23 protein-coding genes and 2 riboswitches are annotated in these 22536 nt (G+C 63.5%); of the genes, 12 read left to right on the forward strand and 11 right to left on the reverse strand.

Features of this window, described 5'->3' with window-relative positions; all coding sequences use genetic code 11:
* Positions 1-43: 43 nt before the first annotated feature.
* The gene (gcvH, locus tag LMTR21_RS15095; RefSeq protein WP_065728594.1) at positions 44-409 is read right to left on the reverse strand and encodes a glycine cleavage system protein GcvH; all 366 of its coding nucleotides are present in this window, start codon (positions 407-409) and stop codon (positions 44-46) included.
* A gap of 10 nt (positions 410-419) precedes the next feature.
* Positions 420-1565, reverse strand: a complete 1146-nt coding sequence (gene gcvT, locus LMTR21_RS15100; RefSeq protein WP_065750263.1) for a glycine cleavage system aminomethyltransferase GcvT — start codon at positions 1563-1565, stop codon at positions 420-422.
* A 48-nt stretch (positions 1566-1613) separates the two neighbouring features.
* Positions 1614-1700, reverse strand: a riboswitch (glycine riboswitch).
* A riboswitch (glycine riboswitch) is annotated at positions 1701-1791 on the reverse strand.
* A 214-nt stretch (positions 1792-2005) separates the two neighbouring features.
* On the opposite strand from gcvT, the gene alaS reads away from it, so the two are divergent.
* Positions 2006-4681 carry an alanine--tRNA ligase gene (gene alaS, locus LMTR21_RS15105; RefSeq protein ID WP_065750394.1) on the forward strand — a complete coding sequence of 892 codons (2676 nt, stop codon included), beginning with the start codon at positions 2006-2008 and terminating at the stop codon, positions 4679-4681.
* Positions 4682-4709: 28 nt separating this feature from the next.
* On the opposite strand, the gene LMTR21_RS40560 is transcribed toward alaS, so the two are convergent.
* From LMTR21_RS40560 to LMTR21_RS15120, 3 genes are all read right to left on the reverse strand, one after another.
* Positions 4710-5048 (reverse strand): Atu4866 domain-containing protein, encoded by a 339-nt coding sequence (locus LMTR21_RS40560; RefSeq protein WP_246175534.1) that lies wholly within the window; start codon positions 5046-5048, stop codon positions 4710-4712.
* Between the two features lie 61 nt (positions 5049-5109).
* The gene (locus LMTR21_RS15115; RefSeq protein WP_065750264.1) at positions 5110-5619 is read right to left on the reverse strand and encodes a nuclear transport factor 2 family protein; all 510 of its coding nucleotides are present in this window, start codon (positions 5617-5619) and stop codon (positions 5110-5112) included.
* A 93-nt stretch (positions 5620-5712) separates the two neighbouring features.
* Positions 5713-6774: an aldo/keto reductase gene (locus tag LMTR21_RS15120; RefSeq protein ID WP_065750265.1), complete on the reverse strand. Its 1062-nt coding sequence runs from the start codon at positions 6772-6774 to the stop codon at positions 5713-5715.
* 98 nt (positions 6775-6872) lie between these two features.
* Between LMTR21_RS15120 and LMTR21_RS15125 the strand changes: the two genes are divergently transcribed.
* Both LMTR21_RS15125 and LMTR21_RS15130 read left to right on the forward strand, forming a co-directional pair.
* A complete protein-coding gene (locus LMTR21_RS15125) occupies positions 6873-7796 on the forward strand; it encodes a LysR family transcriptional regulator (protein WP_065750266.1) in 924 nt (307 codons plus the stop codon).
* Positions 7797-8033: 237 nt separating this feature from the next.
* Positions 8034-8708 (forward strand): DUF2270 domain-containing protein, encoded by a 675-nt coding sequence (locus LMTR21_RS15130; RefSeq protein ID WP_065750396.1) that lies wholly within the window; start codon positions 8034-8036, stop codon positions 8706-8708.
* Positions 8709-8847: 139 nt separating this feature from the next.
* Here LMTR21_RS15130 and LMTR21_RS15135 read toward each other — a convergent pair whose 3' ends face one another.
* From LMTR21_RS15135 to LMTR21_RS15145, 3 genes are all read right to left on the reverse strand, one after another.
* On the reverse strand, positions 8848-9318 hold the full coding sequence (locus LMTR21_RS15135; protein ID WP_141688056.1) for a DUF3455 domain-containing protein: 471 nt from the start codon (positions 9316-9318) through the stop codon (positions 8848-8850).
* 203 nt (positions 9319-9521) lie between these two features.
* The gene (locus LMTR21_RS15140; protein ID WP_065750268.1) at positions 9522-10736 is read right to left on the reverse strand and encodes an NADP-dependent isocitrate dehydrogenase; all 1215 of its coding nucleotides are present in this window, start codon (positions 10734-10736) and stop codon (positions 9522-9524) included.
* Between the two features lie 211 nt (positions 10737-10947).
* Complete coding sequence (locus LMTR21_RS15145) at positions 10948-12675, reverse strand: alpha/beta hydrolase family protein (protein WP_065750269.1); 1728 nt, start codon at positions 12673-12675, stop codon at positions 10948-10950.
* Positions 12676-12957: 282 nt separating this feature from the next.
* Here LMTR21_RS15145 and LMTR21_RS15150 point away from each other — a divergent pair, with 282 nt between their 5' ends.
* From LMTR21_RS15150 to LMTR21_RS15160, 3 genes are all read left to right on the forward strand, one after another.
* Positions 12958-14157: a TrmJ/YjtD family RNA methyltransferase gene (locus LMTR21_RS15150; RefSeq protein ID WP_065750270.1), complete on the forward strand. Its 1200-nt coding sequence runs from the start codon at positions 12958-12960 to the stop codon at positions 14155-14157.
* Positions 14158-14241: 84 nt separating this feature from the next.
* Positions 14242-14874 carry a DUF1326 domain-containing protein gene (locus tag LMTR21_RS15155; RefSeq protein ID WP_065750271.1) on the forward strand — a complete coding sequence of 211 codons (633 nt, stop codon included), beginning with the start codon at positions 14242-14244 and terminating at the stop codon, positions 14872-14874.
* Between the two features lie 52 nt (positions 14875-14926).
* Positions 14927-15718 carry a DUF2182 domain-containing protein gene (locus tag LMTR21_RS15160; protein ID WP_065750272.1) on the forward strand — a complete coding sequence of 264 codons (792 nt, stop codon included), beginning with the start codon at positions 14927-14929 and terminating at the stop codon, positions 15716-15718.
* Between the two features lie 6 nt (positions 15719-15724).
* On the opposite strand, the gene LMTR21_RS15165 is transcribed toward LMTR21_RS15160, so the two are convergent.
* Positions 15725-16384 (reverse strand): TetR/AcrR family transcriptional regulator, encoded by a 660-nt coding sequence (locus LMTR21_RS15165; RefSeq protein ID WP_065750273.1) that lies wholly within the window; start codon positions 16382-16384, stop codon positions 15725-15727.
* A gap of 232 nt (positions 16385-16616) precedes the next feature.
* On the opposite strand from LMTR21_RS15165, the gene LMTR21_RS15170 reads away from it, so the two are divergent.
* The 4 genes from LMTR21_RS15170 to LMTR21_RS15185 all read left to right on the forward strand — a co-directional run bounded on the left by LMTR21_RS15170 (position 16617) and on the right by LMTR21_RS15185 (position 20042).
* Positions 16617-17159: an OsmC family protein gene (locus LMTR21_RS15170; RefSeq protein ID WP_057860096.1), complete on the forward strand. Its 543-nt coding sequence runs from the start codon at positions 16617-16619 to the stop codon at positions 17157-17159.
* Positions 17160-17195: 36 nt separating this feature from the next.
* Positions 17196-18335 carry an acyl-CoA dehydrogenase family protein gene (locus tag LMTR21_RS15175; protein ID WP_065750274.1) on the forward strand — a complete coding sequence of 380 codons (1140 nt, stop codon included), beginning with the start codon at positions 17196-17198 and terminating at the stop codon, positions 18333-18335.
* Between the two features lie 45 nt (positions 18336-18380).
* Positions 18381-19259, forward strand: coding sequence for a sulfurtransferase (locus tag LMTR21_RS15180; protein WP_065750275.1), 879 nt, complete (start codon positions 18381-18383; stop codon positions 19257-19259).
* 165 nt (positions 19260-19424) lie between these two features.
* Positions 19425-20042, forward strand: a complete 618-nt coding sequence (locus tag LMTR21_RS15185) for a hypothetical protein (RefSeq protein ID WP_065750397.1) — start codon at positions 19425-19427, stop codon at positions 20040-20042.
* 2 nt (positions 20043-20044) lie between these two features.
* Here LMTR21_RS15185 and LMTR21_RS15190 read toward each other — a convergent pair whose 3' ends face one another.
* Complete coding sequence (locus LMTR21_RS15190; protein WP_065750276.1) at positions 20045-20482, reverse strand: VOC family protein; 438 nt, start codon at positions 20480-20482, stop codon at positions 20045-20047.
* 200 nt (positions 20483-20682) lie between these two features.
* Here LMTR21_RS15190 and LMTR21_RS15195 point away from each other — a divergent pair, with 200 nt between their 5' ends.
* Positions 20683-21171, forward strand: coding sequence for a peptidase associated/transthyretin-like domain-containing protein (locus LMTR21_RS15195; RefSeq protein WP_065750277.1), 489 nt, complete (start codon positions 20683-20685; stop codon positions 21169-21171).
* A 35-nt stretch (positions 21172-21206) separates the two neighbouring features.
* Positions 21207-21821: a ferric reductase-like transmembrane domain-containing protein gene (locus tag LMTR21_RS15200; RefSeq protein ID WP_065750278.1), complete on the forward strand. Its 615-nt coding sequence runs from the start codon at positions 21207-21209 to the stop codon at positions 21819-21821.
* Positions 21822-21837: 16 nt separating this feature from the next.
* On the opposite strand, the gene LMTR21_RS15205 is transcribed toward LMTR21_RS15200, so the two are convergent.
* A complete protein-coding gene (locus tag LMTR21_RS15205) occupies positions 21838-22530 on the reverse strand; it encodes a hypothetical protein (RefSeq protein WP_065750279.1) in 693 nt (230 codons plus the stop codon).
* Positions 22531-22536 lie beyond the last annotated feature (6 nt).

Consider the following 22536-nt stretch of genomic DNA (forward strand, 5'->3'; position numbering starts at 1 on the left):
GGCGATGACAGTGAGTGTGTGGTGGCGGAGCGGTTCATCTTCCTCACGCCGTATGGGCCTTGTAGGCGGCTTCATCCATCAGGCCGCCGAGTTCACTTTTGTCCGCGATCTTCAGTTTGAAGAACCAGGCCTTGCCGCCGGCGTCGGAATTCACCAGTGCGGGCTCGGCGGCGAGCGCCTCGTTGACTTCGATCACCTCGCCGGAGATCGGCGCGTAGACATCGGAGGCGGCTTTCACGGATTCGACCACCGCGGCGGCTTCGGCCTTCTTCAGGGCGCGGCCGACCTTCGGAAGTTCGACGAACACGACGTCGCCGAGCTGCGACTGCGCGTAGTCGGTGACCCCGATGGTGGCGACATCGCCCTCGATGCGGAGCCATTCGTGGTCGGAGGTGAACAGCGTGGTCATGAAACTTCCTCTAGCGTTTGTAAGTGTTGGGAACGAAGGGCATGGCAGCGACCTGCAGCGGCAGCCGCTGGCCGCGCACTTCCGCAAAAACCTGGGTGCCGTTTGCCGCGAGCGATGTCGGCAGATAGCCCATCGCAACCGGCGCATTCAGGCTCGGCCCGAAGCCGCCGGAGGTAACCTTGCCGATCGGCTCGCCCGCGGCACTATCGGCGAACAGTAGCGCGCCCTCGCGCACCGGCGCGCGGCCTTGCGCGAGCAAGCCGACGCGGCGGCGCGGTGCGCCGGTTTCGAACTGGGCGAGAATCTTGTCCGCGCCCGGAAATCCGCCGGCGCGGGCGCCGCCGTTGCGGCGGCTCTTCTGCACCGACCATTCCAGCGCGCCTTCGACCGGCGTCGTCGTGGTGTCGATGTCGTGGCCATAAAGACAAAGCCCGGCTTCCAGCCGCAGGCTGTCGCGGGCGCCGAGTCCGATCGGCAGCACGTCGGCGTTTTCCAGCAGCGCCGCCACCAGCGTCTCGGCCTGCGCGGCCGGCACTGAAATCTCAAAACCGTCCTCGCCGGTATAGCCGGAGCGGGAGACGAAGCAGTCGAGGCCGGCGACCTGGCGCGGGCCGGCATCCATGAACCGCATGGCGGTGACGTCGGTGCCAAGTTTCGCCAGCGCCGTTTCCGCCTTCGGCCCCTGCAGCGCGATCAGCGCGCGATCGGCCAGCGAATCGATGACGCAAGCTTCGGAGAGATGGGCGCGTAAGTGCGCCTCGTCCTCGGCCTTGCAGGCGGCATTGACCACCAGAAACAGGTGGTCGCCGAAATTGGCCACCATCAGATCGTCGAGAAGGCCGCCGTCTTCGTTGGTGAACTGGGCGTAGCGCTGCCGTCCCGGCGGCACCGCCACGATGTCCTGCGGCACCAGCCGCTCCAGCGCCAGCGCCGCGTCCTCGACCTTGCCGGATTTCGCCCGCAGCGCGAGCTGGCCCATATGGGAGACGTCGAACAGGCCGGCGGCACTTCGCGTGTGAAGGTGCTCCTTCAGCACGCCGGCCGGGAATTGCACCGGCATCTCATAGCCCGCGAACGGAACCATCTTGCCGCCGCGCGCCACATGGAGCGCGTGCAACGGGGTGCGTTTGAGGGGAGATTCGTCGCGTGCCAGCATTCGTTAGGCCCTCATGGGTTCCGGAGACCAGCCTCCGAAAACCCCAAGAAAGCCCCATCTGTCGCTGTGCCTGAGAGTATTATCCCGTCGGCGGACGCCCTGGGCATGCCGCCCGGCGTCACTTTCCAGATGTTATTTCGTCACGCGGTCCGTTTGCCTGAGAGTTTCCGGGGCGGTTGCTCCTTCGGCGCCGGCGCTGAAGCCGATCTCTCCCGACGTGACGCCTTACAGATAAGAGGAAAACACAGGCCTGCCAAGCCTGTCAACGCAGCCGCAGCATTATCAACGGGATGTGCGTGTCCATCTTGTGTGCTGCGGCAAGCCTATGATCCGCCTGCACAGTTTCTGGACACCGCAGGCCGCCTTGTCTAAAAGCGTTCCGCCGGAAGGTTAAAAGGCTGGTTGCCGCCTGATCCGGCCCTTTGCCCGATTGGATGAACATGAGCAGCGTCAACGACATCAGGTCGACCTTTCTGAACTTCTTCAAGGAGAACGGCCACGAGATCGTGGCCTCGTCGCCGCTGGTGCCGCGCAACGATCCGACGCTGATGTTCACGGCGGCCGGCATGGTGCAGTTCAAGAACGTCTTCACGGGGATCGAGAAGCGTTCCTATCAGCGCGCCACCACCGCGCAGAAATGCGTGCGCGCCGGCGGCAAGCACAACGACCTCGACAATGTCGGCTATACCGCGCGCCATCTCACCTTCTTCGAGATGCTCGGCAACTTCTCCTTCGGCGACTACTTCAAGGAGCGTGCGATCGAGCTCGCCTGGAACCTGGTCACCAAGGATTTCGGGCTGAAGAAGGACAAGCTGCTCGTCACCATCTACCACGACGACGATGAGGCAGCGGGCTACTGGAAGAAGATCGCCGGCTTCTCGGACGACCGCATCATCCGCATCGCGACCTCGGACAATTTCTGGGCGGCGGGCGATACCGGTCCGTGCGGTCCGTGCTCCGAGATCTTCATCGATCGCGGCGAACATATCTGGGGCGGACCTCCCGGCAGCCCGGAGGAGGACGGCGACCGCTTCCTCGAATTCTGGAATCTGGTGTTCATGCAGTTCGACCAGGTGACGAAGGAGGAGCGGGTGCCGCTGCCGCGTCCCTCGATCGACACCGGCATGGGGCTGGAGCGCATGGCCTGCATCCTGCAGGGCGTCGAAAGCGTGTTCGAGACAGACCTGTTCCGCAACCTGATCGACGCGACGGGCTCGGCGCTTGGGCACGGTCCCGGGAAGGACAACATCGCGTCGTTCCGCGTCATTGCCGACCATCTGCGGGCGTCGTCGTTCCTGATTGCCGACGGCGTGCTGCCGTCGAACGAGGGCCGCGGCTATGTGCTGCGCCGGATCATGCGGCGCGCGATGCGTCATGCGCAGTTGCTCGGCGCGAAGGAGCCGCTGATGCATCGCCTGGTCTGGGCGCTGGTCCGCGAGATGGGCCAGGCCTACCCGGATCTGGTGCGCGCCGAGCGGCTGATCGAGGAGACGCTGCGGCTGGAAGAGACCCGCTTCCGCAAGACGCTGGAGCGTGGCCTGTCGATCCTCGACGAGAAGAGCAGTGGCCTGAAGAAGGGCGACATGTTCGACGGCGACACCGCGTTCACGCTGTACGACACCTATGGCTTCCCGCTCGACCTGACGCAGGACGCACTGAAGTCGCGCGGCATCAGCGTGGATCAGGCGGCGTTTTCGGACGCGATGGAGCGGCAGCGCGTCAAGGCACGCGCGTCGTGGGCCGGCTCGGGCGAAGCCGCGGATGAATCGGTCTGGTTCCCGTTGCGCGAAAAGCTCGGCGCGACCGAATTCCTCGGCTACGACACCGAGAGTGCCGAGGGCGTGGTGACGGCGCTGGTGAAGGATGGCAAGGAGATCGACGGCCTGAAGACGGGCGAGACCGGCGCAATCGTGCTGAACCAGACGCCGTTTTATGCGGAGTCCGGCGGTCAGGTCGGCGACATCGGCCTGTTGACAAGCGAGGGCGTCAAGTTCCGCGTCACGGACACGCAGAAGAAGGCCGGCGATCTGTTCGTGCACATCGGCACGGTAGAGCAGGGCACGCTGAAGGTCGGCACGCCGCTGCAGCTCGAAGTGGACCACGGCCGGCGCTCGTCGATCCGCGCCCATCACTCGGCGACGCATCTTTTGCACGAGGCGCTGCGCCAGGTGCTCGGCGATCACATCGCCCAGCGCGGCTCGCTGGTGGCGCCGGACCGGCTGCGCTTCGACTTCGTGCATCCGAAGCCGATCACGGCGGAAGAGCTCGCCCGCGTCGAGGACATCGCCAACGAGGTCGTGCTCGAAAACGACGAGGTCACCACCCGCATCATGGCGGTGGATGACGCCCGCGAGGCCGGTGCGCGCGCGCTGTTCGGCGAGAAATACGGCGACGAGGTCCGCGTGGTCTCGATGGGCAAGGGCCCGCGCGAGCAGGGCCAGAATGCGCTCGGCTGGTCGGTCGAACTGTGCGGCGGCACCCATGTGCGCCGCACCGGCGACATCGGCCTGATCTCGGTCACCAGCGAAAGCGCGGTGGCCTCCGGCGTGCGCCGCATCGAGGCGCTGACCGGGCGTCACGCGCGCAAGCATGCCAATGATACGATGGCGCTCGCCAAGAATGCGGCGTCCGAGCTGCGTACGTCAGTAGACGAAATGCCGGCCCGCATCGCAGCACTGATGGAAGAGCGCAAGAAGCTCGAGCGTGACCTGTCGGATGCGCGCAAGAAGCTAGCGATGGGCGGCGGCGCGACCAATGGCGGCGGCGCAGCCGGCGGCGTGCGCGAAGCCGGCGGCGTCAAGCTCCTGGCCCGCGCGGTCGAGGGCGTCGAGACCAAGGATCTCAAGAGTCTGGTCGATGACGGCAAGAAGCAGATCGGCTCCGGCGTCGTTGCGATCGTCGGCGTCACCGAGGACGGCAAGGCCGGCATCGTCGTCGGCGTCACCGCCGATCTCACCACGCGCTTCAACGCGGTTGAGCTGGTGCGCAAGGGCTCCGAAGCGCTCGGCGGCAAGGGCGGCGGCGGCCGGCCCGACATGGCGCAGGCGGGCGGTCCTGATGGCGCCAAGGCCAATGCGGCGCTGTCCGCGATCGAGCAGGCAATCGCCGGCGCTTGAAGCGAGATCGTGCCGGCAGGAGCCGACTTTACCGGCGACGGAAGATCATTCCGCCGTGATGGAGCGTATCCTCGTCGACGAACCTGCCGTCAGCGGTAAATCCGGTGTCGTCCCAATAGTCGATGTGGTTGCCCTTGATCTCATAGCGGCCTTGATAGGCGCTCTCGCGGCTGCCGCGGGCTTCGTCGTAACGACCGTTCGGAAGAAGCTCATGGCGAATGCGGCCGTCATCGGTCACCCACATGCCAACGTAGGCGTGTTGCGCCATTTCATTCCCCATGGACCGTTCTTCGGTCTTGCTGCCTGTTGAGACTTCGCTTGAAGCGAAAGCAATCGACAGTCCGGTGACATGGAGCGATACCAGCATCAGGGCACGTACGGTGAGGGGTCGACGCTTCATCTCGTCATGCTCCAATGATGGGCGGGTGCTATTGAGGCGCGGGAACGCGGCGCAGGACATCCTCGTATGGGGCGAGATCGAGAAAGGCCGTCACCTCCGCTGCCTTTCCGCCTTGCATGCGGAAGATCCAGGCGTAGCTGTTTGTGTAATCCCTGCCGTCGCGGGCGACGCCGCTTCCTTCCCAGCGAGCGACCACATGGTCGCCATCGGCAAAGACCTGGAATGCTGTCGGGCGGACCGGCGTGGATAATCTCGTCGCGAAGGGACGGATGGCCTCAAGGAAGGTCTCGCGGCCCTGGAACACACCGGCACCTGGGCTCGATCCCTTGATCGTCCAGGCGACATTTTCGGCGAGCACGTCGTTGAAGAAGGACGTTCCGCCCGCCGCCCAGCGATGAAAGGCTTCGGTGATTATTTGCTTGTTGTTATCTTCGGACGCGCTCGACTGACCGCAGGTAGCAGCCGTGGTCAGGCTGGAAACGGTAAACATTGCGGCGCACATGCACCATGCGAGTGCGCGATTGGTCATGGCTCTCATGAATTTCTCCTTTCTGATCTACTTCCTTCTTCAGCAGAGGTGATGCGTGCATTGCCGGCACGCCTGTCGCCGATGCATTGAGTTGGCTTACGTTCAATCCCGCAGGGCGACGGATGCGCCGCCGAAGATGAGCTGCTGAACCATGGGGCGGCCGACGAAGCGCGCGGGAAAGATCGGATCGGGCGCGCTCGCCTGATTGAGCCGATCGACATGTTCAGGCGAAAGCGCGACGCCGAGGGCGCCGAGATTGTCGGCGGCTTGGGAAAATGTGCGGGCACCGATGATGGGCGACGTGACTGCAGGATTCATGAGCGTCCAGGCGATCGCCACCTGGGACGGGGTCGCGCCGATCTCTTCGGCTACGGCGCGCACGACATCCGCAATTCCGATCGACCGCTCATTGAGATGGCCGGACGACGCAATGACACCCTTGCGTGTCGATGAGATGCTTGCGTCGCGCGACTCCGCGACATCGGACCGGGCGTACTTGCCGGTCAATATGCCGCCGCCGAGCGGCGACCAGGGCAGCACGCCCATGCCGAGCGCGGCGGCCATCGGAATGAGCTCGTGCTCAACGGTGCGCTCGACCAGGCTGTACTCGATCTGCAGCGCCACGAACGGGGACCAGCCGCGGAGATCGGCGATTGTCTGCATCTGGGAGATACGCCAGGCCGGCGTATTGCAGATGCCGGCATATTGGATCTTGCCCGAACGCACGAGATCATCGAGCCCCCGCATTACTTCGTTGGATTGCGTGGTCATATCCCAACCGTGCAGATAGAACAGCTCGATGCAGTCGGTGTTGAGCTGCCGCAGGCTCTGCTCCACCGAACGCAGCATATTGAGCCGGTGGTTGCCGCCTGAGTTCGGGTTGCCCGGCTCGCGCGCCATGGTGAATTTGGTCGCGAGCACGATACGATCGCGCTTGTCCGCGATGAACTCGCCGAGGAGGCGCTCGGCGGCGCCGTCGGTGTAGTTCACGGCCGTATCGACGAAGTTGCCGCCGCGATCGACGTAGAGATCGAAGATCCGACGCGCTTCGCCTGCATCGGCGCCCCAGCCCCAATCCTGACCAAAGGTCATCGTGCCCAGCGCGATGGGAGATATCCGCAGGCCGGACCGGCCGAGCAGACGGTAGTGGTCAAGAGACGTCATTGTCGGTGCCTCCAACTTTCTGTCGGGCACACATACGATCGCGCCATATGTGAAACAATTTGTCCAATCGTGACCGGCTTGGTAAGTTTGGCTAACCAATGGCGGTAGATCTGAACCTTGTTTCGGTTTTCCTGGCAGTCGCAGAAGCGAAGAGCTTTCGCGGCGCTGCTGAACGACTGGGCGTAACCCGGCCCGCGGTGAGCCAGGCCATTCGCCGAATGGAAGATCGGATGGGCGTGGCGCTCGTCCAGCGGACGACGCGCAGCGTCAGGCTCACCGAGGCCGGCGTGAAACTGCACCAGCGCGTCGCACCAGCCATTGCAGAAGTCGAACTCGCGCTCGATACCGCACAAGATCGGGATGCCAAGCCGACCGGGCAGCTGCGGCTCGCCGTTTCCTCGATCGCCGAGCGGTTCATCTGCGGACCGCTGCTTGCGAGTTTTATGCACGCTCATCCTGGTGTGCAGATCGATATCACCGTGACCGACGAGGAGTTCGATATCGTAGCCGAGGGGTACGACGCCGGCGTTCGCCTCGGCGAAGTGATCGCGCAGGACATGATTGCCGTGCCAGTCTCGGGCGATCAGCGCCAGATGGTCGTGGCCGCACCGTCTTATCTGGAGCGTTTCGGTACGCCATCGCATCCGACCGAGCTTTCGCAGCACTGCTGCATTGGCTGGCGTCCGGCTCCAGAGACGGCTCCCTATCGCTGGGAGTTTGAGGAAGACGGCCGCGAATTTGACGTCGCGGTAAATCCCAGGATCACGACGAATGACATGTGGGTCATGGTAAGGACTGCGTGTGCCGGAGGCGGCCTGACATTCGGCATGGAAGAGACGTTCAGGCCGTACATTGGGCGAGGGGAGTTGGTGCCGCTTCTGGAGGCGTACTGCCCGCCCTTCAGCGGCTTCTTCCTCTATTTCGCGGATCGTCGAAATCTTTCGCCCAAGCTGCGCGCCCTGATCGACCATGTGCGATATCGCCCTCCTTCAGACGGCCGAAGAGGACGTTTCAAGTCGTGAACTGCCATGCGGAAGGACCGCTGTTGACACATCGCGCTATTTCACTGCGCTGCGCGACCTGACCAGGCCGCTTCCTCAACAACGCTTGAGTTGCGCGACCCCATCTGTTGCTGGCAATTCGGCCTCAGGGCGCGCATAGTTGCGCCGTCACAATTCCGGATGGGTTGATCGGCGTTGATGACGTGGATTCTCGCGGTCAATGCCGGTGATCCCCGGTTCGACAACCGGAGTCCCGCCATGTCTGTCACGGCTTCCAGCGAAACACACCGCCAGCACATCTTCGATTCTGCTGAAATGGGCGCCATCGCTCATCTTTACCGGGGCGAGGTCTACCGTTCGACGATCTGGAGAACGCGGCTCGACAACACGACCAACTGGGCGATCGTCACCATGGGCATCGCGCTGTCGACGACCTTTTCGAGCCCGGAGGCTTCGCCGCTGCCGCTCCTGCTCGTCGGCCTGCTCATTGCCGTGTTTCTCGGCATGGAGGCGCGACGCTATCGCTACTTCAATGTCTGGCGCGCCCGCGCCCGGTGGATGGAGATGAATTTCTACGCGCCGATATTCACCGGCGAAGCCCGCGACGATAGCTGGCAGGTGACGCTCGGGCGCGACTATACCGCGCCCCGCCACCACATTTCGTTTATCCGCGCGGCCGGGCGGCGGCTGCGTCGCAACTACGTCTGGATTCTCGCCGTTCAGGTGATTGCCTATTACGGCAAGATCGCGATCCACCCGACGCCTGCGTCGACCCTGGCGGAATTCGTCGATCGCGCTGCGGTCGGACCGATTCCCGGCTGGGTCGTTCTGATCATTGGTTTCCTCTACAATTTTGGCTGGCTGGCGTTCGCGCTCGGCACGCTTTGGCTCGACGGACGCGAGCACGGAGACGGCAAGGTGGCGATGGGTTAGCGATAGCGCAAAGCAATCCATGCTGCCGCTTGCGGCGAAATGGATTGCTTCGCGGAGCCTGTCATCGGGCGCGCATTCGCGCGACCCGTTGACTCGCAATGACGCTGATAGGTCATTGCCCGGCCATGAGGAGAGGCGTTCAGCCCTTGCGCAGGAACACGTAATCGGCCGAGTAGGGGACGCTTTCATAGGTGCCCGCCTTGTAGCAGGCGCCGGTGAGCCTTCCCCCCGCCGTGTTGATCCGCTGCACCGTCGTCGCCGGACTGAGAACACCGTTGCCGCGCCGGGAAGTCACTGTGAGCTTCAGCAAGGGAATGTCGTTCGCGACCATGCCCGGGGCCGTGCCGGCGACCTGGGCGACCACCACGCTGCCGTCGCTGAGTTCCCAGTTCGGCCCGGCATAGTGCCGGCCGACCGTCTTGCCATCCTGGAAAAGCGTCGCGATCGGCTCGCGAAACGCCCAGGTGAGTGTGCCGTCGCCGCCGCTCTTGCATTCGTAGACCTGCGCGCCTTCGGCATGCAGCGTGAGAATAGCGGTTTCGCCCGGCGCTGCGATGGCCTCGGGAAGCGCTTTCTGGGCGGTCGCGGTAACAAGCGACCCGGTCAGCATGATGGCGCTCAGCACGGCGCTCTTGGAAAACGACACGGTTATAATGCTCCGTTGTTGGTTCTTGATCATTGCGAGCCAACGGGCCGCGCGAATCCGCGCCCGACGACAGGCTCCGAGCAATCCATGGTGCTCCGGGCGGAGACATGGATTGCTTCGTCGCACTGCCCCTCGCAAATGATGGGGAGGGAGTTGCGAAGGGCGGCTTAGGCCGCCATCGCCTTCTCGAGGTTGGCGGCGACCTTGTCGAGGAAGCCGGTCGTCGACAGCCAGCGCTGGTCGGCGCCGACCAGGAGCGCGAGGTCCTTGGTCATGTAGCCTTCCTCGACGGTCGCGACGCAGACCTTTTCCAGCGTGTCGGCGAATTTTGCCAGCTGCGGGTTGTTGTCGAGCTTGGCGCGGTGGGCGAGGCCACGGGTCCAGGCGAAGATCGACGCGATCGAGTTGGTCGAGGTCTCCTTGCCCTTCTGGTGCTCGCGGTAGTGACGGGTCACCGTGCCGTGGGCGGCTTCGGCTTCCACGGTCTTGCCGTCGGGCGTCAGCAGCACCGAGGTCATCAGGCCGAGCGAGCCGTAGCCCTGCGCGACCGTGTCCGACTGCACGTCGCCGTCGTAGTTCTTGCAGGCCCAGACATAGCCGCCCGACCACTTCAGCGCCGAGGCGACCATGTCGTCGATCAGGCGGTGTTCGTAGGTGAGGCGCTTGGCCTCGAATTCCTTCTTGAACTCGCGGTCGTAGATGTCCTGGAAGATGTCCTTGAAGCGGCCGTCATAGACCTTGAGGATGGTGTTCTTGGTCGAAAGATAGACCGGGTAATTCCGCATCAGGCCGTAATTGAACGAGGCGCGGGCGAAGTCGATGATGGAGTCATCGAGGTTGTACATCTGCATCGCGACGCCGGAGCCCGGGGTCTTGAACACTTCCTTCTCGATGACGGTGCCGTCCTCGCCGACGAACTTCAGGGTCAGCGTGCCCTTGCCGGGGAACTTGATGTCGGTGGCACGGTACTGGTCGCCATAGGCATGGCGGCCGATGATGATCGGCTTGGTCCAGCCGGGAACCAGGCGCGGCACGTTCTTGCAGATGATCGGCTCGCGGAAGATGACGCCGCCGAGGATGTTGCGGATGGTGCCGTTCGGCGACTTCCACATTTCCTTCAGGTTGAATTCCTTCACCCGGGCCTCGTCCGGGGTGATGGTGGCGCATTTGACGCCGACGCCGACCTTCTTGATGGCGTTGGCGGCATCGATGGTGACCTGGTCGTTGGTCTGGTCGCGGTACTCCATTCCGAGGTCAAAATACAACAGCTCGACATCCAGGAACGGGGTGATCAGCTTGTCCTTGATGTACTGCCAGATGATCCGGGTCATCTCGTCGCCATCGAGTTCGACGACGGGGTTGGACACCTTGATTTTTGCCATGACGGAAGGGGCCTTTTCTCGGAAAACCGCGTGTTTCGGGCGGGATGGGTGATTATAGGGGGCCTATAGCACCGCAAACCGGCCGGCGGAAGCCAAGCTGTTATGCAGTTTCAGCCCATCCTTTAGGACTTCTTGTTTTGACGCGTTTTCTTGACGCCAACCGGGTCCCACCCCGGATCAAAGTCCGGGGCAGGCTTCGCTTGAAAACGCTTTAAATTGCCGCCTGGGTCGCCGTCCCCGCCACCACGTACCAGGTCACGAATATGCCGCAGATCAGGGCGCCGGGCAGGCTGGAGCCGGTCCGCCGCCAGGTGAAGGTCGCGATCACGGCGCAGATCGCCAGGAGCGGGACGAACTGGATGGCAACGATGGTCGAGAGCGGCACGAAGCCGGGGTCGGGCAGCGGGTTGAACAGCTTTCCGCCGAGCCACAGGAGGCTGTATTGCAGCCCGACGAGGACGATGAAGCCCAGAGTCATTGCGAAGATATTGGTCAGGTACAGCGCCCCGCGGGGAGCTGCCATGGTCGAGAAATTGCGATGCAGGACATGCAGCGCAATGACGAAAAACGCCGTGAATGGGACCAGATAGATCAGGAAGATCAAAAACTGCTTCGCGCTCATCAGCTTCACCGCGACGATCCAGAACCGGAAGTCGATCTTGAACGCGAGGTCGGCAAGCCACAGCGCCGCGTAGCCGATCGCCACCGTGGCGATGGCGATCACGAGCGACGGCAGGACAGTGCCCGACCGGCTGGCGCGCTTGGGCGCGAACCGCATCAGGGCGAGCGTGATCAGGCCGTTGATGACGGCCCAGACCAGGATCTGATTGGTGATGCCCTGCGGCAGCAAAGCGGAGGGTTTTACGAACGTCCCGCCCAGCGCAAACGCCGGGTAATAGGTCAGCGCCGGAATGAAGGCTGAAAGGATGAAGGCGGCGGTCCAGCGCCGGCCGCTCGCGGCGACATGTTCCGGCATTGTGCCATCGGCAATCTCCGGCAGCCGCAGGCGGGAATACATCGGCGCCTCCAATAGCCCATCGAAGGCGCCGATCAGGAGCGCCACGAAGCCGAGCAGTGCGATCAGCGTTCCGATCTCCTTGCGGAACCAGATCTGGTCGTCCACCGGGCGGTGTGTGCCGCCCTGCAGGGTCTTCGCGAACCAGTCGAGGCTGTAGCCGATGGCCTCGTGCGAAATGTGCTCGGCCGGATGGGTGATGGCGGGGGTATGCAGTACGCGGGCGGTGCCTTGCGCGATGTCGCCATAGACCTTGCCCGGCTCGACCGGCCCCTGGGTGCCGAACAGGGCCCACAGTTTCGGGCTCTGGGTGACGTCGCGGGCAAGATCGACGCCCCACATCAGGGTGGAAAATTCCTCATACTTTGCGAACACCAGCGCCACGTTGCGTGGCCAGGTGGTCGTGCCCTCGGCGGCGAACGGCTTGCCGGTCGAGGAGCCCTCCAGCACCATCGATTTGTAGCCATCAGGCATCGCGGTCGCCGCCGCCAGCACGGTCCAGCCGCCCATCGAGTGGCCCTCGAGCCCGATATTGTTCTTATCGACGATTTCGAGGCTGCGCAGATAAGCGAGCCCATCGGGGCCGCCGAAGCCGTTCGCGAAAGCGGGCGGGTCGCTGTAGCCGTGGCCGGTCTGGTCGAGCGCGAGCACAACGTAGCCACGGCGGGCGAACTCGATGGCAAAGCCATCCTGGGTCTCGCGCGAATTGATATAGCCGTGGACGGCGAGGATGCCGGGAGCGGGGATCTGCGGCGTGGCGTTCGGCGGGATGTAGAGCAACCCACTCATGGTGTTGCCCTTGGCGCCCTTGAAGCGGACATCCTCGATCCGGATACCGCCGGCAGTCTGGGTGAAATGGGCGAGCAGGCCGCCCGCCAGGATCAGGACCACGCCGACAATCGCCAACGACCACCTGCCGCGCATCGACGTCTCCCCTGATGCCCTTCGCCGTTGAACCGGCGCTCGGGATTGTTTGCAGCTTCGCTTTGTTTGTGATTGTTAGCCTAGCCGAAAGTCTAATGCGCGCAAGCGGCCGCGCGGGGATCATGCCTCCTTGAGACTTTGAGCGAGCGCGCAGAGAGGTTAGTAAGCCGCGCAACGGGCTCGCGAATTGGGCCGCCATCCGAAACGAATCTGTCGCGGTGATTCAAAACCTTCAGAGGTTGAATCAACTTCGGAGGTTGAATGAGAAGGTGAAGTCGAGAAATGTCCGGCACCGATAAAACCAAGGCTGGTTTGGATTTAGCCGGACCAATTGTGATCCTCGTCGAGCCGCAGCTCGGCGAGAATATCGGCATGGCCGCGCGCGCGATGGGCAATTTCGCGCTGTCGCGACTCAGAATCGTCAATCCGCGCGACGGCTGGCCGAACATCGCGGCGCAGCGGGCGGCGGCCGGCGCCGACCAGATTCTGGAACAGGCCGAGCTGTTCGACACAGTGGAGCAGGCGGTCGCCGATCTCTCGCTCCTGTTCGCCACCACCGCCCGCGCCCATGACCAGGCCAAGCCGGTGGTCGAACCGACCGAGGCGGCCCGCGAGATCGTGGCGCATATCGGAACCGGCGGCGGGGCCGGCATTCTCTTTGGCCGCGAGCGCTATGGCCTGCAGAACGAGGAGGTGGCGCTCGCCAACCGGATCATCACCTTTCCGGTCAATCCGGGCTTTGCCTCGCTCAATTTGGCGCAGGCGGTGCTCCTGATCGGCTATGAGTGGTTCAAGCATTCGACCGGCGGCGCGCTGCCGTTCGCGATGCCGGAGCGTTCCGAGCCGGCCTCGCAGCACCAGATGCAGGCCTTCTTCGACAATCTGGTCCGGGAACTCGACAAGGTCGAATTCCTCCGCCCGCGCGAGAAGCGGGACACCATGCTGGTGAACCTCCGCAACATTTTTACGCGCATGGACCCGACCAAGCAGGACATGCACACGCTGCACGGTGTGGTGATGGCGATCGCCGAAGGGCGCAAGGGGCCGGCCAAGGGCGGCGTGCTCGATGGCGAACAGGCGACACGGCTGCGGGCGCTTCTGGCCGAGCACGGGCAGGGGCCGGCGGCGCCCGGTGACAGCTCGACTGTGCGCGGGCTCGCCCGGCTGCTTCGCCGGAACCCGACCGATGCCGAACGGATCCTGTGGCAGGCGCTGACGCGCGACCGTCGTTTCGCTGGCCAGTTCAAGCGCCAGACGCCGGTCGGTCGCCACATTCCCGATTTCGTTTCCTTCGTGCATCGGCTCGCGATCGAACTGGTCAACCCGAACGAGTCGGAGGCGATCGTCGCCGACCGCGCCATGCGGAAGGCGTGGCTGGAGGCGCGCGACTATCGCGTGATCGAGATGCACGTCGCCGACGTCGAGCGCGATCTGGCGACGGAACTCGGACGGCTCGAAGCCATGCTGCGCGATCCGCAATGAAGCCGTAGCTACGATCGCTGTCCCCGCCGGCACAAACGGAGTAAGCTCGCCCTTCCAATCGACAACGCAACGCGGAGGTCTGCCATGGCTACATCCGACTGGCGTCTCGAAGGCGAATGGATCAAGAACTGCACCTGCGCATTCGGCTGTCCGTGCGATTTCAATGCCCTGCCGACCCAAGGCTATTGCAAGGGCATGGTCGGCATGCGGATCACCAAGGGACATTTCGAGAGGACCAAGCTCGACGGCCTCGTCTTCGCAGCCACCGTTGATTTTCCCGGCGCACTGCATGAAGGCAATGGCCAGCTGCAGCCGATCGTCGACGAGCGCGCCACGCCCGAGCAGCGCGAAGCGCTGTTCAACATCATGTCGGGCAAGTTCTCCGCCGAGGGCACGCTGTTCCAGATCCTCAGCCTGATCGTCACCAAGATTCACGATCCACTGTTCGTGCCCTTCGAGTTCTCGTTCGACAAGAATGGTCGCGTTGCGCGCGTCGTGGCGAAGGGTGTGCTGGAGACCGAGGTCGAGCCGATCAAGAATCCGGTGACCGGAGAGCCTCACCGCATCCAGGTCGTGATGCCGGAGGGATTCGAGCACCGCGCTGCCGAGGTCGCCTCGGCCAACATCCGCTCGACCGGCGCCATCAAGTTCGACACCAAGGGCACGCATAGTTCGCTCGCCAACGTGATCCAGACGCCGGACGGCGTCGCGGCCTAGCTAGCGCGGCACCCGAATCCAACTCTGCCGTTCCGGCATCGGGAGCGGATTCATGACGGGGACCTGGACGCTCGAGCAGACCCTGCGGCACGATCGCCTGATCGTGGCGATCGGAATAGCCACCGTGGTTGCGTTCTCCTGGGGCTATCTGTTGGCCGGCGCCGGCATCGACATGAGCATGGCCGACATGCCGATGGACCCTGAGCCGTGGTCGCTGGCGCAGGCCGGGCTCATGTTCGCGATGTGGTGGGTGATGATGGTTGCCATGATGGTGCCGAGCGCTGCGCCGACGATCCTGCTGTTCACGGCGATCAAGCGCAGGCAGGCAACGACGGACAGCCCCGTCATCTCAAGCTGGTTGTTCCTCGCCGGCTATCTCGTGATCTGGGCAGGGTTCAGCCTCGTTGCAGTTGCCGTGCAATGGGGGCTCGACCAGGCCGGGTTGCTGTCCGGCATGATGGCGAGCACCAGCCATTTTCTCGCCGGGATCATCCTGCTTGCCGCCGGACTCTATCAGTTGACGCCGATCAAGCGCGCCTGCCTGCGCTACTGCCAGAGCCCGATATTGTTCCTCGCGCGATACTGGCAACGGGGCGCGATGGGCGCGCTGCGCATGGGCTTTCGGCACGGCGGTTATTGCGTCGGCTGCTGCTGGTTTCTGATGGCGCTGCTTTTCGTCGCCGGCGTCATGAACCTCGCCTGGGTCGCCGCTGTCGCGATCTATGTCGCCATCGAGAAACTGCTGCCGCGCAGCCAATGGCTGAGCCGTGCCGCTGGCGTCGCCCTGATCGCATCCGGCGGCCTGTTTCTGGTGTTCGGTCCCGCGGTTTTCGCGTCGCTCTAGCGGCCGTCAGACGGCGACCAGTTCGGCGGAACTGCCGGCCCGTTTCGGCTTCTTCATCCTGGAAGGCCCGAACAGATTGCCCGCGGCGAGGCCTGCGGTATCGGCGACGGAGGGATCGCGTGAGACCATGGCGGCGACGATGGCGCCGTCGATCAGCAACGCGAGTTGATGCGCGAGCACCTGCGGCTCGGCCGCGCCCATTTCACCGGCGAGTTTTTCAATATGCGCCAGCACCACCTTCTTGTGGCGCAGCGCGATGTTGCGGAACTGTTTTTGGTGTTTGTCGTGCTCGGCGACCGCGTTGATGAAGGGACAGCCATAGAAGCGTTCCTCGGCGAACCAGCGCTTCAGCGCCGGAAAGATCCGCTTCAGCTTCGCCTGTGCGTCACCGCCGCCATCCTCCATCGCGCCGATGAACCATTCGCGCCACGCCTTGCCTTCGCTCTCCAGCACGGCGTTGACGAGGTTGGTCTTCGATCCGAACAGCTTGTAGAGCGTGGTCTTGGCGGTGCCGGCCTCGTCGATGATGGCATCGATGCCGGTAGCGTTGATGCCGTTCTTGCAGAACAGGTGCGTCGCGGCGCTGAGCAGGCGGCCGCGCGCGGATTCTTCATCCCCTGCGGCTGATGCCGCGACAGCCTTCCGCTTGGAAACTGATTTGCCCATGCGCGCCAGTTAATCGGAGCGCGCCGAAATCATCAAGTCGCATCTCCCATGCGCTCAAAATAATCGCGGCGAGGCAGCGATTGCATCGGCCTTGTGCAGGGCGGTGCTGATCAATCCGCAGGCAGCTAACGCTAAGGCCCTCCAACGCTTCGTCTTTTGTTTCCGGCTCCATCTGGCACGCTTAATGCAGGAAACAGAACGTTCGGTATCCTACCCAAGGGAGAGAAAAAAGATGACTGCGGTTGCTCAAAAAACGGTGCTCACGGGCTGCCTGGCCCCGATCGATAAAGGCGGGCTCGAGCAGCTCATCGCCAACGGCAAGGCCAACCCGAAGGTCATCAAGACCTTGAAGTGCAAGACGGTGGCGGAGGGCAAGTTTCGCCACGCCAACTACATCCGCAATCTCGCGCCCTATATCGTCGACGAGCCGCCGGGGCTTCTGGGCGACGACACCGCGCCCAATCCCTCTGAAGCCTCGCTCGCCGCACTCGGCTCCTGCCTCGCCGTCGGCCTGCACGCCAACGCCGTGCACCGCGGCTGGATCGTCAACAAGCTCGAGCTCGAACTCGAGGGCGACCTCAACATCACCGCCGTCTGGGGTACCGGCGACGTCAGCGAGAAGCCGGTCGGCTTCACGGACGTGCGCGTCAAGGTCGACATGGAATGCGAGGGCATTTCGAAAGCCGAGATCGACGCACTGGTCACCCACGTCAAGAAGTGGTCGCCGGTCGCCAACACCTTTACGCGGCCCGTCAATCTCGAGGTCGGCATCTAACGTAACGCGACGCGTGCAAGAGGGGAGCGGGAGATCATGGAATCACTAGCTTTGTCGCGGATCGAAGTTGCAGATCAACCCGCTCCCACGATTGTCGACGAGGTCGCGAGCCTCGCTCGCCGTGAGCTGGCGCCGCTTGCGCCGGCGATCGATGCCGGCACCGCCTATCCGGACGCGCTGCTGCGCCGTTTCGGTGAGATCGGCGCGTGGGGCAGCCATGTCCCACAGGAGGGACCGGCCGACCTGCGGTGCGCCATCCAGTCGATCGCCGCGATCGGGGAGATCTGCGGCGCCACGGCGTTCATGGCCTGGTGCCAGAACACGCTGGTCTGGTATGCCGCGAACTCCACCAATCTGAAGCTTGCACGGCGCTTCGGCGACGGTTTTTCGAGCGGACGGGTGCTCGGCGGCACCGGGCTCTCCAACCCGATGAAGAGTTTTTTCGGCATCGAACGGCTGAAACTGAAGGGGCGCAAGGTCGAGGGCGGCTATGTCGTGCGCGGCGCGCTGCCCTGGGTGTCGAACCTCGGCCCCGATCATTTCTTCGGCACCATCTTCGAGCGTGAAGAGGGCGGCGGCACCGCAAAAGGCGGGCCGGGCATCGTGATGTTTCTCGCCGACTGTTCCGATCCCGCGATCACGCTGCAGCCATGCAAACCTTTTCTCGCGATGGACGGCACCGGCACCTATGGCGTGCAGTTCCGCGACGTGTTCGTGCCGGATGAACTGATCCTCGCCGAGTCTGCGGGGCCCTTCGTAAAAAAGATCCGCGCCGGCTTCATTCTGCTGCAGACCGGCATGGCGCTCGGCCTGATCAAGGATTGCATCGAGATCATGGACGAGGTCGAGGCGCCATTGAGGCATATCAACCGCTATCTGCCGCAACAGCCTACACAGTTTCGCGAACTGCATGCCGAGTTCGAAAAGGAGGCCATGGCGCTGGCGAGTGATCCCTACAATGCCGACGACAGCTACTGGCGCCGCGTCGTGGCGCTTCGCTTGCGGCTTGGCGACGCCAGCGTCGCGGCCGCGCATGCGGCGATGCTTCATTGCGGCGCGCGCGGCTACCTCAAGAGCCACCGCGCCCAGCGCAGGCTGCGCGAAGCCTATTTCGTCGCGATCGTCACCCCCGCCACCAAGCAGCTCCGCAAGATGCTGGCTGGTGACGAGCACTGATTTTCGATCGACCCCAACCAGCCACACAAACAGGAGAGGCCTGCCATGACGGACGTTCTGATTACTGCCGGCGAACTCGCGGAATTCCTCAAGCAGGAGCCGTGTGTCGTCATCGACACCCGCAATCCCGAAGCCTACGGCGCGGGGCATCTCCCCGGCGCCGTCAATGTCCACGAGATCTTCACGTATCTGGCGACCTCGACGCCGGAAGGCATCCACGAGCTGAAGACCAAATTCGCCGACGCGTTCGGCGCCGCTGGTTTGTCCGGCAAGGAAACCGCCGTCATCTACGAGCAGTCGATGAATTCCGGCTTCGGCCAATCGTGCCGCGGCTACTATCTCCTCACCATGCTCGGCTATCCCAAGGTCAAGGTGCTGCATGGCGGTTACGACGCCTGGGCGGCGGCGGGCTTGCCGGTGACCACGGACGTGCCGTCGCCGGTGAAGGCATCGTTCACGGTCGTGCCGGAGGCGGGTGACATCCTGATCGACGCCAAGACCATGCTGGCGGCCGTCGGCAAGCCCGGCATCGCGCTGCTCGACGTCCGCGACATCGACGAGTGGATCGGCGAAAGCTCGTCGCCGTACGGCAAGGATTTCTGCCCGCGCAAGGGCCGCATCCCCGGCGCGGTGTGGCTGGAATGGTATCGGATGATGAAGCCGACCGCGGAGGGGCCGCGCTTCAAGTCCAAGAACGAAATCCTGGCGGAATGCGCCACCGTTGGCATCACAGAGAGTACGCCGGTCTATCTCTACTGCTTCAAGGGCGCGCGTGCCTCGAACACGTTCCTCGCATTGAAGAACGCCGGCGTGAAGGATGTGCGGATGTATTTCGGCTCCTGGAACGAATGGTCGCGCGATCCTGCGTTGCCGATCGAGGAGGGGCTGCCGATGGAGGCGAAGCTCACGACCAAGGCGGCGTAACGACGCGCTCAATTTTGCAGTCCGACTCCCAGGGAATTGGACCGCAACAAGGCGGCCTGCGATTCTTGAAGCGATGGCGCGAACTGATGGAACCGCGCCATCGCGTCGCTCTGGCGTTCCCGATCTCCGCTGCGTATAATCGTGACACAGTTGGTGGTCGCGCGGATGTCGATGTTCTCACGCAGATTAGGTTTCGCTTTGGTCGTGGCGATGCTGTGCCTCGGCGGGCGCACGGCTAACGCCCAAGCCTCGCCGGTGAATTACTGGATCCCGGGCTGGCCGATGGGATTCAGCGGCGATGCGGGCGAGAGCCCGAACGCTTACGGCAGCTTTCCGAGCTTCGATTTCCGCGACGTCGGAAACGGCTCTTCTTACGCGCGCTACAATTTTTCGAACGGCTTTTTTGTCGGCAGCCAGCGCAACAGCATGGGCTTCAGCGGCCTGAGCCAAAGTGCGTTTGGCGGTTTCGGTTCGATCTACAGCGAAGGCGTGCAGTTCGGCTACAGCCTGAAGAACGGCGGCGGCCTGCCTGTCACTTTCTTTGCCGGTTTCGACACGCTGAAATACAATGCCGGCATCGGCAGCAGCGCGTTCGCGCCGTTCGACTCCAAGTCCGGCACGCTGCCCGTCTCGAGCGCGTATGCCGGCGTCGAATTCCAGCCGACGTCAAATCTCAGCCTGTCGCTCGGGGTCGGCGTCGTCCAGCAGACGGGTCGGATCGACAGCGAGATCAATTCGCTGCCCGGCGCCTCGTCGTTCTCCGTCGGTAACCGCCGCTACTAGTCTCAGTCGTCGCGCTGTACCAACTCGACGGTGATGCCCTCGGGCCCCTCGAAGAGCCGCAGCTTTCGGCTGATGTAGTCCATCTCGTCGCTCAGCACGGTTACGCCGTTGGCCACGAGGTACGCCGTGGCCGCCTCAATGTCGTCGACGCGGAACGCGAGGTGATTGAAGCCCCGTTTTCGCAGGTTCGTCGGGTGTGCACCCGGATCGGTCCCGGGGGGCGGGTCGAACTGAAGCAGCTGGATCTCGAAATGATAGGCTCCTTCGAGTGCGAGGGTAATGTGCTGCGCCTTCATGCGCGGTATGCCCATGTACCGGGCGGGAACGCCACCATCGATCGTTGCGACATGAGCCTTTCTGAAGCCAAGGAGCGCGAAGAACTCGATCGCCGGGCCGGCGTCGGCCACTGCGATCGTAACATGATCCGGATTGAGTATCATTTTATCACTCCGTGTGATCAACGCCGCGCGGACGCTCCCGAGTATGCCTTGTGAACGAGGCTGGTGGAGAGCCGCTGCACACCGTTCACAACACTGTTATTGCGAGCCTACAGTGCCGTCGCCTCCCTCAACTGGGCGTGTCGCGCTTGTTGTTGTATCCTCGCCGCAGCAACTGCACGGTCGCCAGGAGGAGTTGTCGCATGACTACTGTTGTACTCAACCGCCGCAACCTCCTCGCCGCAGGCGGCTCGATCCTCGCAACCGGGGTTTCCGGGCTCCTGTCGCCAGCGCGCGCGCAAGGCCTCGCGCCGACCCCTTCGATGCCGGGCGGGTCCAACAACTACCGCGCGGGCGCGCCGACAGTGGATCGAATCGGCAAGGGTGGCTTCTGGATGAGTGGCACCGTGCGCCGCGCAGGCGACGGAGCTCCGCTTGCCGGGCAGCGCATCCAGATCTGGGCGCACACCACCGAAGGGCGGGAGCACGAGCCGCAGAGTCATGGCGCCACGCTCACCGACAAGAACGGGGCGTTTCGTCTCGAGATGCCGCAGATCGTTCCCATCTTCGGCCAACCGCATGGTCACCTCGCCTATGACAGCGGCGAATTCAAAACCGTCTTTCTACGTCCCGTGATGCGGAGCGCCAAGGATACCAGCCTGGAGGCGCACTTCGTCCTTCAGCCGGTCTGACCGAGTTGCCAACGAAGGGATGGAGATTGGCCCGGGTGATCCTGATCTGGGTCGCCCTTGCAGGAGCCGTTGGCGTGCCGATCGCTGCTGCCGCGATGAGCCCGCTGCTCGCGTGGCGCGATCCGATCTACATACTGGCCTGCTTCGCAGGGATTGTCGCGCTGGGGCTAATGCTCGTTCAGCCTTTGCTGATCGCCGGATACCTGCCGGGACTGTCGGCTTATCGTGGCCGGCGTACACATCTCTGGACTGGAGGCGCGCTCGTCGTGGCGGTGGTGATCCACGTCGGCGGCCTTTGGATCACCAGTCCGCCCGACATGATTGACGCCCTTCTGTTCGCATCGCCGACGCCGTTCTCCCCCTGGGGTGTGGTCGCCATGTGGGCAATCTTCGCCGTCGCGCTTTTTGCGGCACTCCGCCGGCGATTGGGAGTGCGACCGCGAACGTGGCGCATCGCCCATACACTGCTCGCGATCGTTATCGTCGCAGGCAGCGTGGTGCATGGCATATTGATCGAGGGGACGATGGAGACGATTTCGAAGGCGGTGCTTTGCGCGCTGGTCCTTGCGGCCGCCATAAAAGTCATGACTGACCTGCAGGTGTGGAGAAGGCGAGCAAAGTTGCGCGAAGAGGGCGTTGCGCGACAGTAAGCGGAATTACGCGGAGCTATTGCTCCGATGACAGGCGGATCATCTGGCGCCCGTCATTCATCGCCTTCAGGCTGTTGACATAGTTCTCGGGACGCTGCCAGCGGTGAGGAGCTTTCAATCCCATGAATTCTGCGATGCTGCCGATAAACGCCGTGCAATTGGTGGTTTCGGCGTTCCAGACCGGTGAACTCGCCTGCAATTTCTTGATGTAGGCGAAAACCCTCTTTGCGTCCGGCTCATTCAGGTAGACGCGGTAACTGGCGGTCAAGTACTGCGGATCGAGATCGCCATAACTTGCCCCGGTCTCGGACGGCACCCACATCAGATGACCAAGTACATAAGGTACGTTGTCTCCCGCAGGGGTAAGGCCCGCGACTTCAACGGCTCGCTCGCTTGTCTTCCCGTACCAGACGAAAGCGTGTCCCCAGCTCGCCGCCGTTCTGGCTCTGAAGTCCACATAGTACGGGCCCTTTGCCGATCCCGGCTTGCGGGTCGGCTGTGACGCCGGTTTCGATTCATCGCTGGAAACAAGCGCGTTCGCGTTGGCGACGCGCTTGTAACCTTCCTGTATGTGGGAAATGAAACGCTCCAGGCCGCCCCGAGTGTCAATCTCGCGTGCGGAAGCTGGATGGATTGCGCACGCGAGCAGGACAGCGGGTGCGAATCCCGCAAGCAAGCGTTGTGCTAATCTCTTCGGCCCATTTGCCACAGTTCG

This window comes from Bradyrhizobium paxllaeri (genome assembly GCF_001693515.2).
In the GTDB taxonomy this organism is placed as follows: domain Bacteria; phylum Pseudomonadota; class Alphaproteobacteria; order Rhizobiales; family Xanthobacteraceae; genus Bradyrhizobium; species Bradyrhizobium paxllaeri.

Excerpts from the sequence above, each read along its gene's own strand:
- gcvH (WP_065728594.1), bottom strand. The coding sequence starts at position 409 with ATGACCACGCTGTTCACCTCCGACCACGAATGGCTCCGCATCGAGGGC.
- gcvT (WP_065750263.1), bottom strand. The coding sequence starts at position 1,565 with ATGCTGGCACGCGACGAATCTCCCCTCAAACGCACCCCGTTGCACGCG.
- alaS (WP_065750394.1), top strand. The coding sequence starts at position 2,006 with ATGAGCAGCGTCAACGACATCAGGTCGACCTTTCTGAACTTCTTCAAG.
- LMTR21_RS40560 (WP_246175534.1), bottom strand. The coding sequence starts at position 5,048 with ATGCTGGTATCGCTCCATGTCACCGGACTGTCGATTGCTTTCGCTTCA.
- LMTR21_RS15115 (WP_065750264.1), bottom strand. The coding sequence starts at position 5,619 with ATGAGAGCCATGACCAATCGCGCACTCGCATGGTGCATGTGCGCCGCA.
- LMTR21_RS15120 (WP_065750265.1), bottom strand. The coding sequence starts at position 6,774 with ATGACGTCTCTTGACCACTACCGTCTGCTCGGCCGGTCCGGCCTGCGG.
- LMTR21_RS15125 (WP_065750266.1), top strand. The coding sequence starts at position 6,873 with ATGGCGGTAGATCTGAACCTTGTTTCGGTTTTCCTGGCAGTCGCAGAA.
- LMTR21_RS15130 (WP_065750396.1), top strand. The coding sequence starts at position 8,034 with ATGTCTGTCACGGCTTCCAGCGAAACACACCGCCAGCACATCTTCGAT.
- LMTR21_RS15135 (WP_141688056.1), bottom strand. The coding sequence starts at position 9,318 with ATGCTGACCGGGTCGCTTGTTACCGCGACCGCCCAGAAAGCGCTTCCC.
- LMTR21_RS15140 (WP_065750268.1), bottom strand. The coding sequence starts at position 10,736 with ATGGCAAAAATCAAGGTGTCCAACCCCGTCGTCGAACTCGATGGCGAC.
- LMTR21_RS15145 (WP_065750269.1), bottom strand. The coding sequence starts at position 12,675 with ATGCGCGGCAGGTGGTCGTTGGCGATTGTCGGCGTGGTCCTGATCCTG.
- LMTR21_RS15150 (WP_065750270.1), top strand. The coding sequence starts at position 12,958 with ATGTCCGGCACCGATAAAACCAAGGCTGGTTTGGATTTAGCCGGACCA.
- LMTR21_RS15155 (WP_065750271.1), top strand. The coding sequence starts at position 14,242 with ATGGCTACATCCGACTGGCGTCTCGAAGGCGAATGGATCAAGAACTGC.
- LMTR21_RS15160 (WP_065750272.1), top strand. The coding sequence starts at position 14,927 with ATGACGGGGACCTGGACGCTCGAGCAGACCCTGCGGCACGATCGCCTG.
- LMTR21_RS15165 (WP_065750273.1), bottom strand. The coding sequence starts at position 16,384 with ATGGGCAAATCAGTTTCCAAGCGGAAGGCTGTCGCGGCATCAGCCGCA.
- LMTR21_RS15170 (WP_057860096.1), top strand. The coding sequence starts at position 16,617 with ATGACTGCGGTTGCTCAAAAAACGGTGCTCACGGGCTGCCTGGCCCCG.
- LMTR21_RS15175 (WP_065750274.1), top strand. The coding sequence starts at position 17,196 with ATGGAATCACTAGCTTTGTCGCGGATCGAAGTTGCAGATCAACCCGCT.
- LMTR21_RS15180 (WP_065750275.1), top strand. The coding sequence starts at position 18,381 with ATGACGGACGTTCTGATTACTGCCGGCGAACTCGCGGAATTCCTCAAG.
- LMTR21_RS15185 (WP_065750397.1), top strand. The coding sequence starts at position 19,425 with ATGTCGATGTTCTCACGCAGATTAGGTTTCGCTTTGGTCGTGGCGATG.
- LMTR21_RS15190 (WP_065750276.1), bottom strand. The coding sequence starts at position 20,482 with ATGATACTCAATCCGGATCATGTTACGATCGCAGTGGCCGACGCCGGC.
- LMTR21_RS15195 (WP_065750277.1), top strand. The coding sequence starts at position 20,683 with ATGACTACTGTTGTACTCAACCGCCGCAACCTCCTCGCCGCAGGCGGC.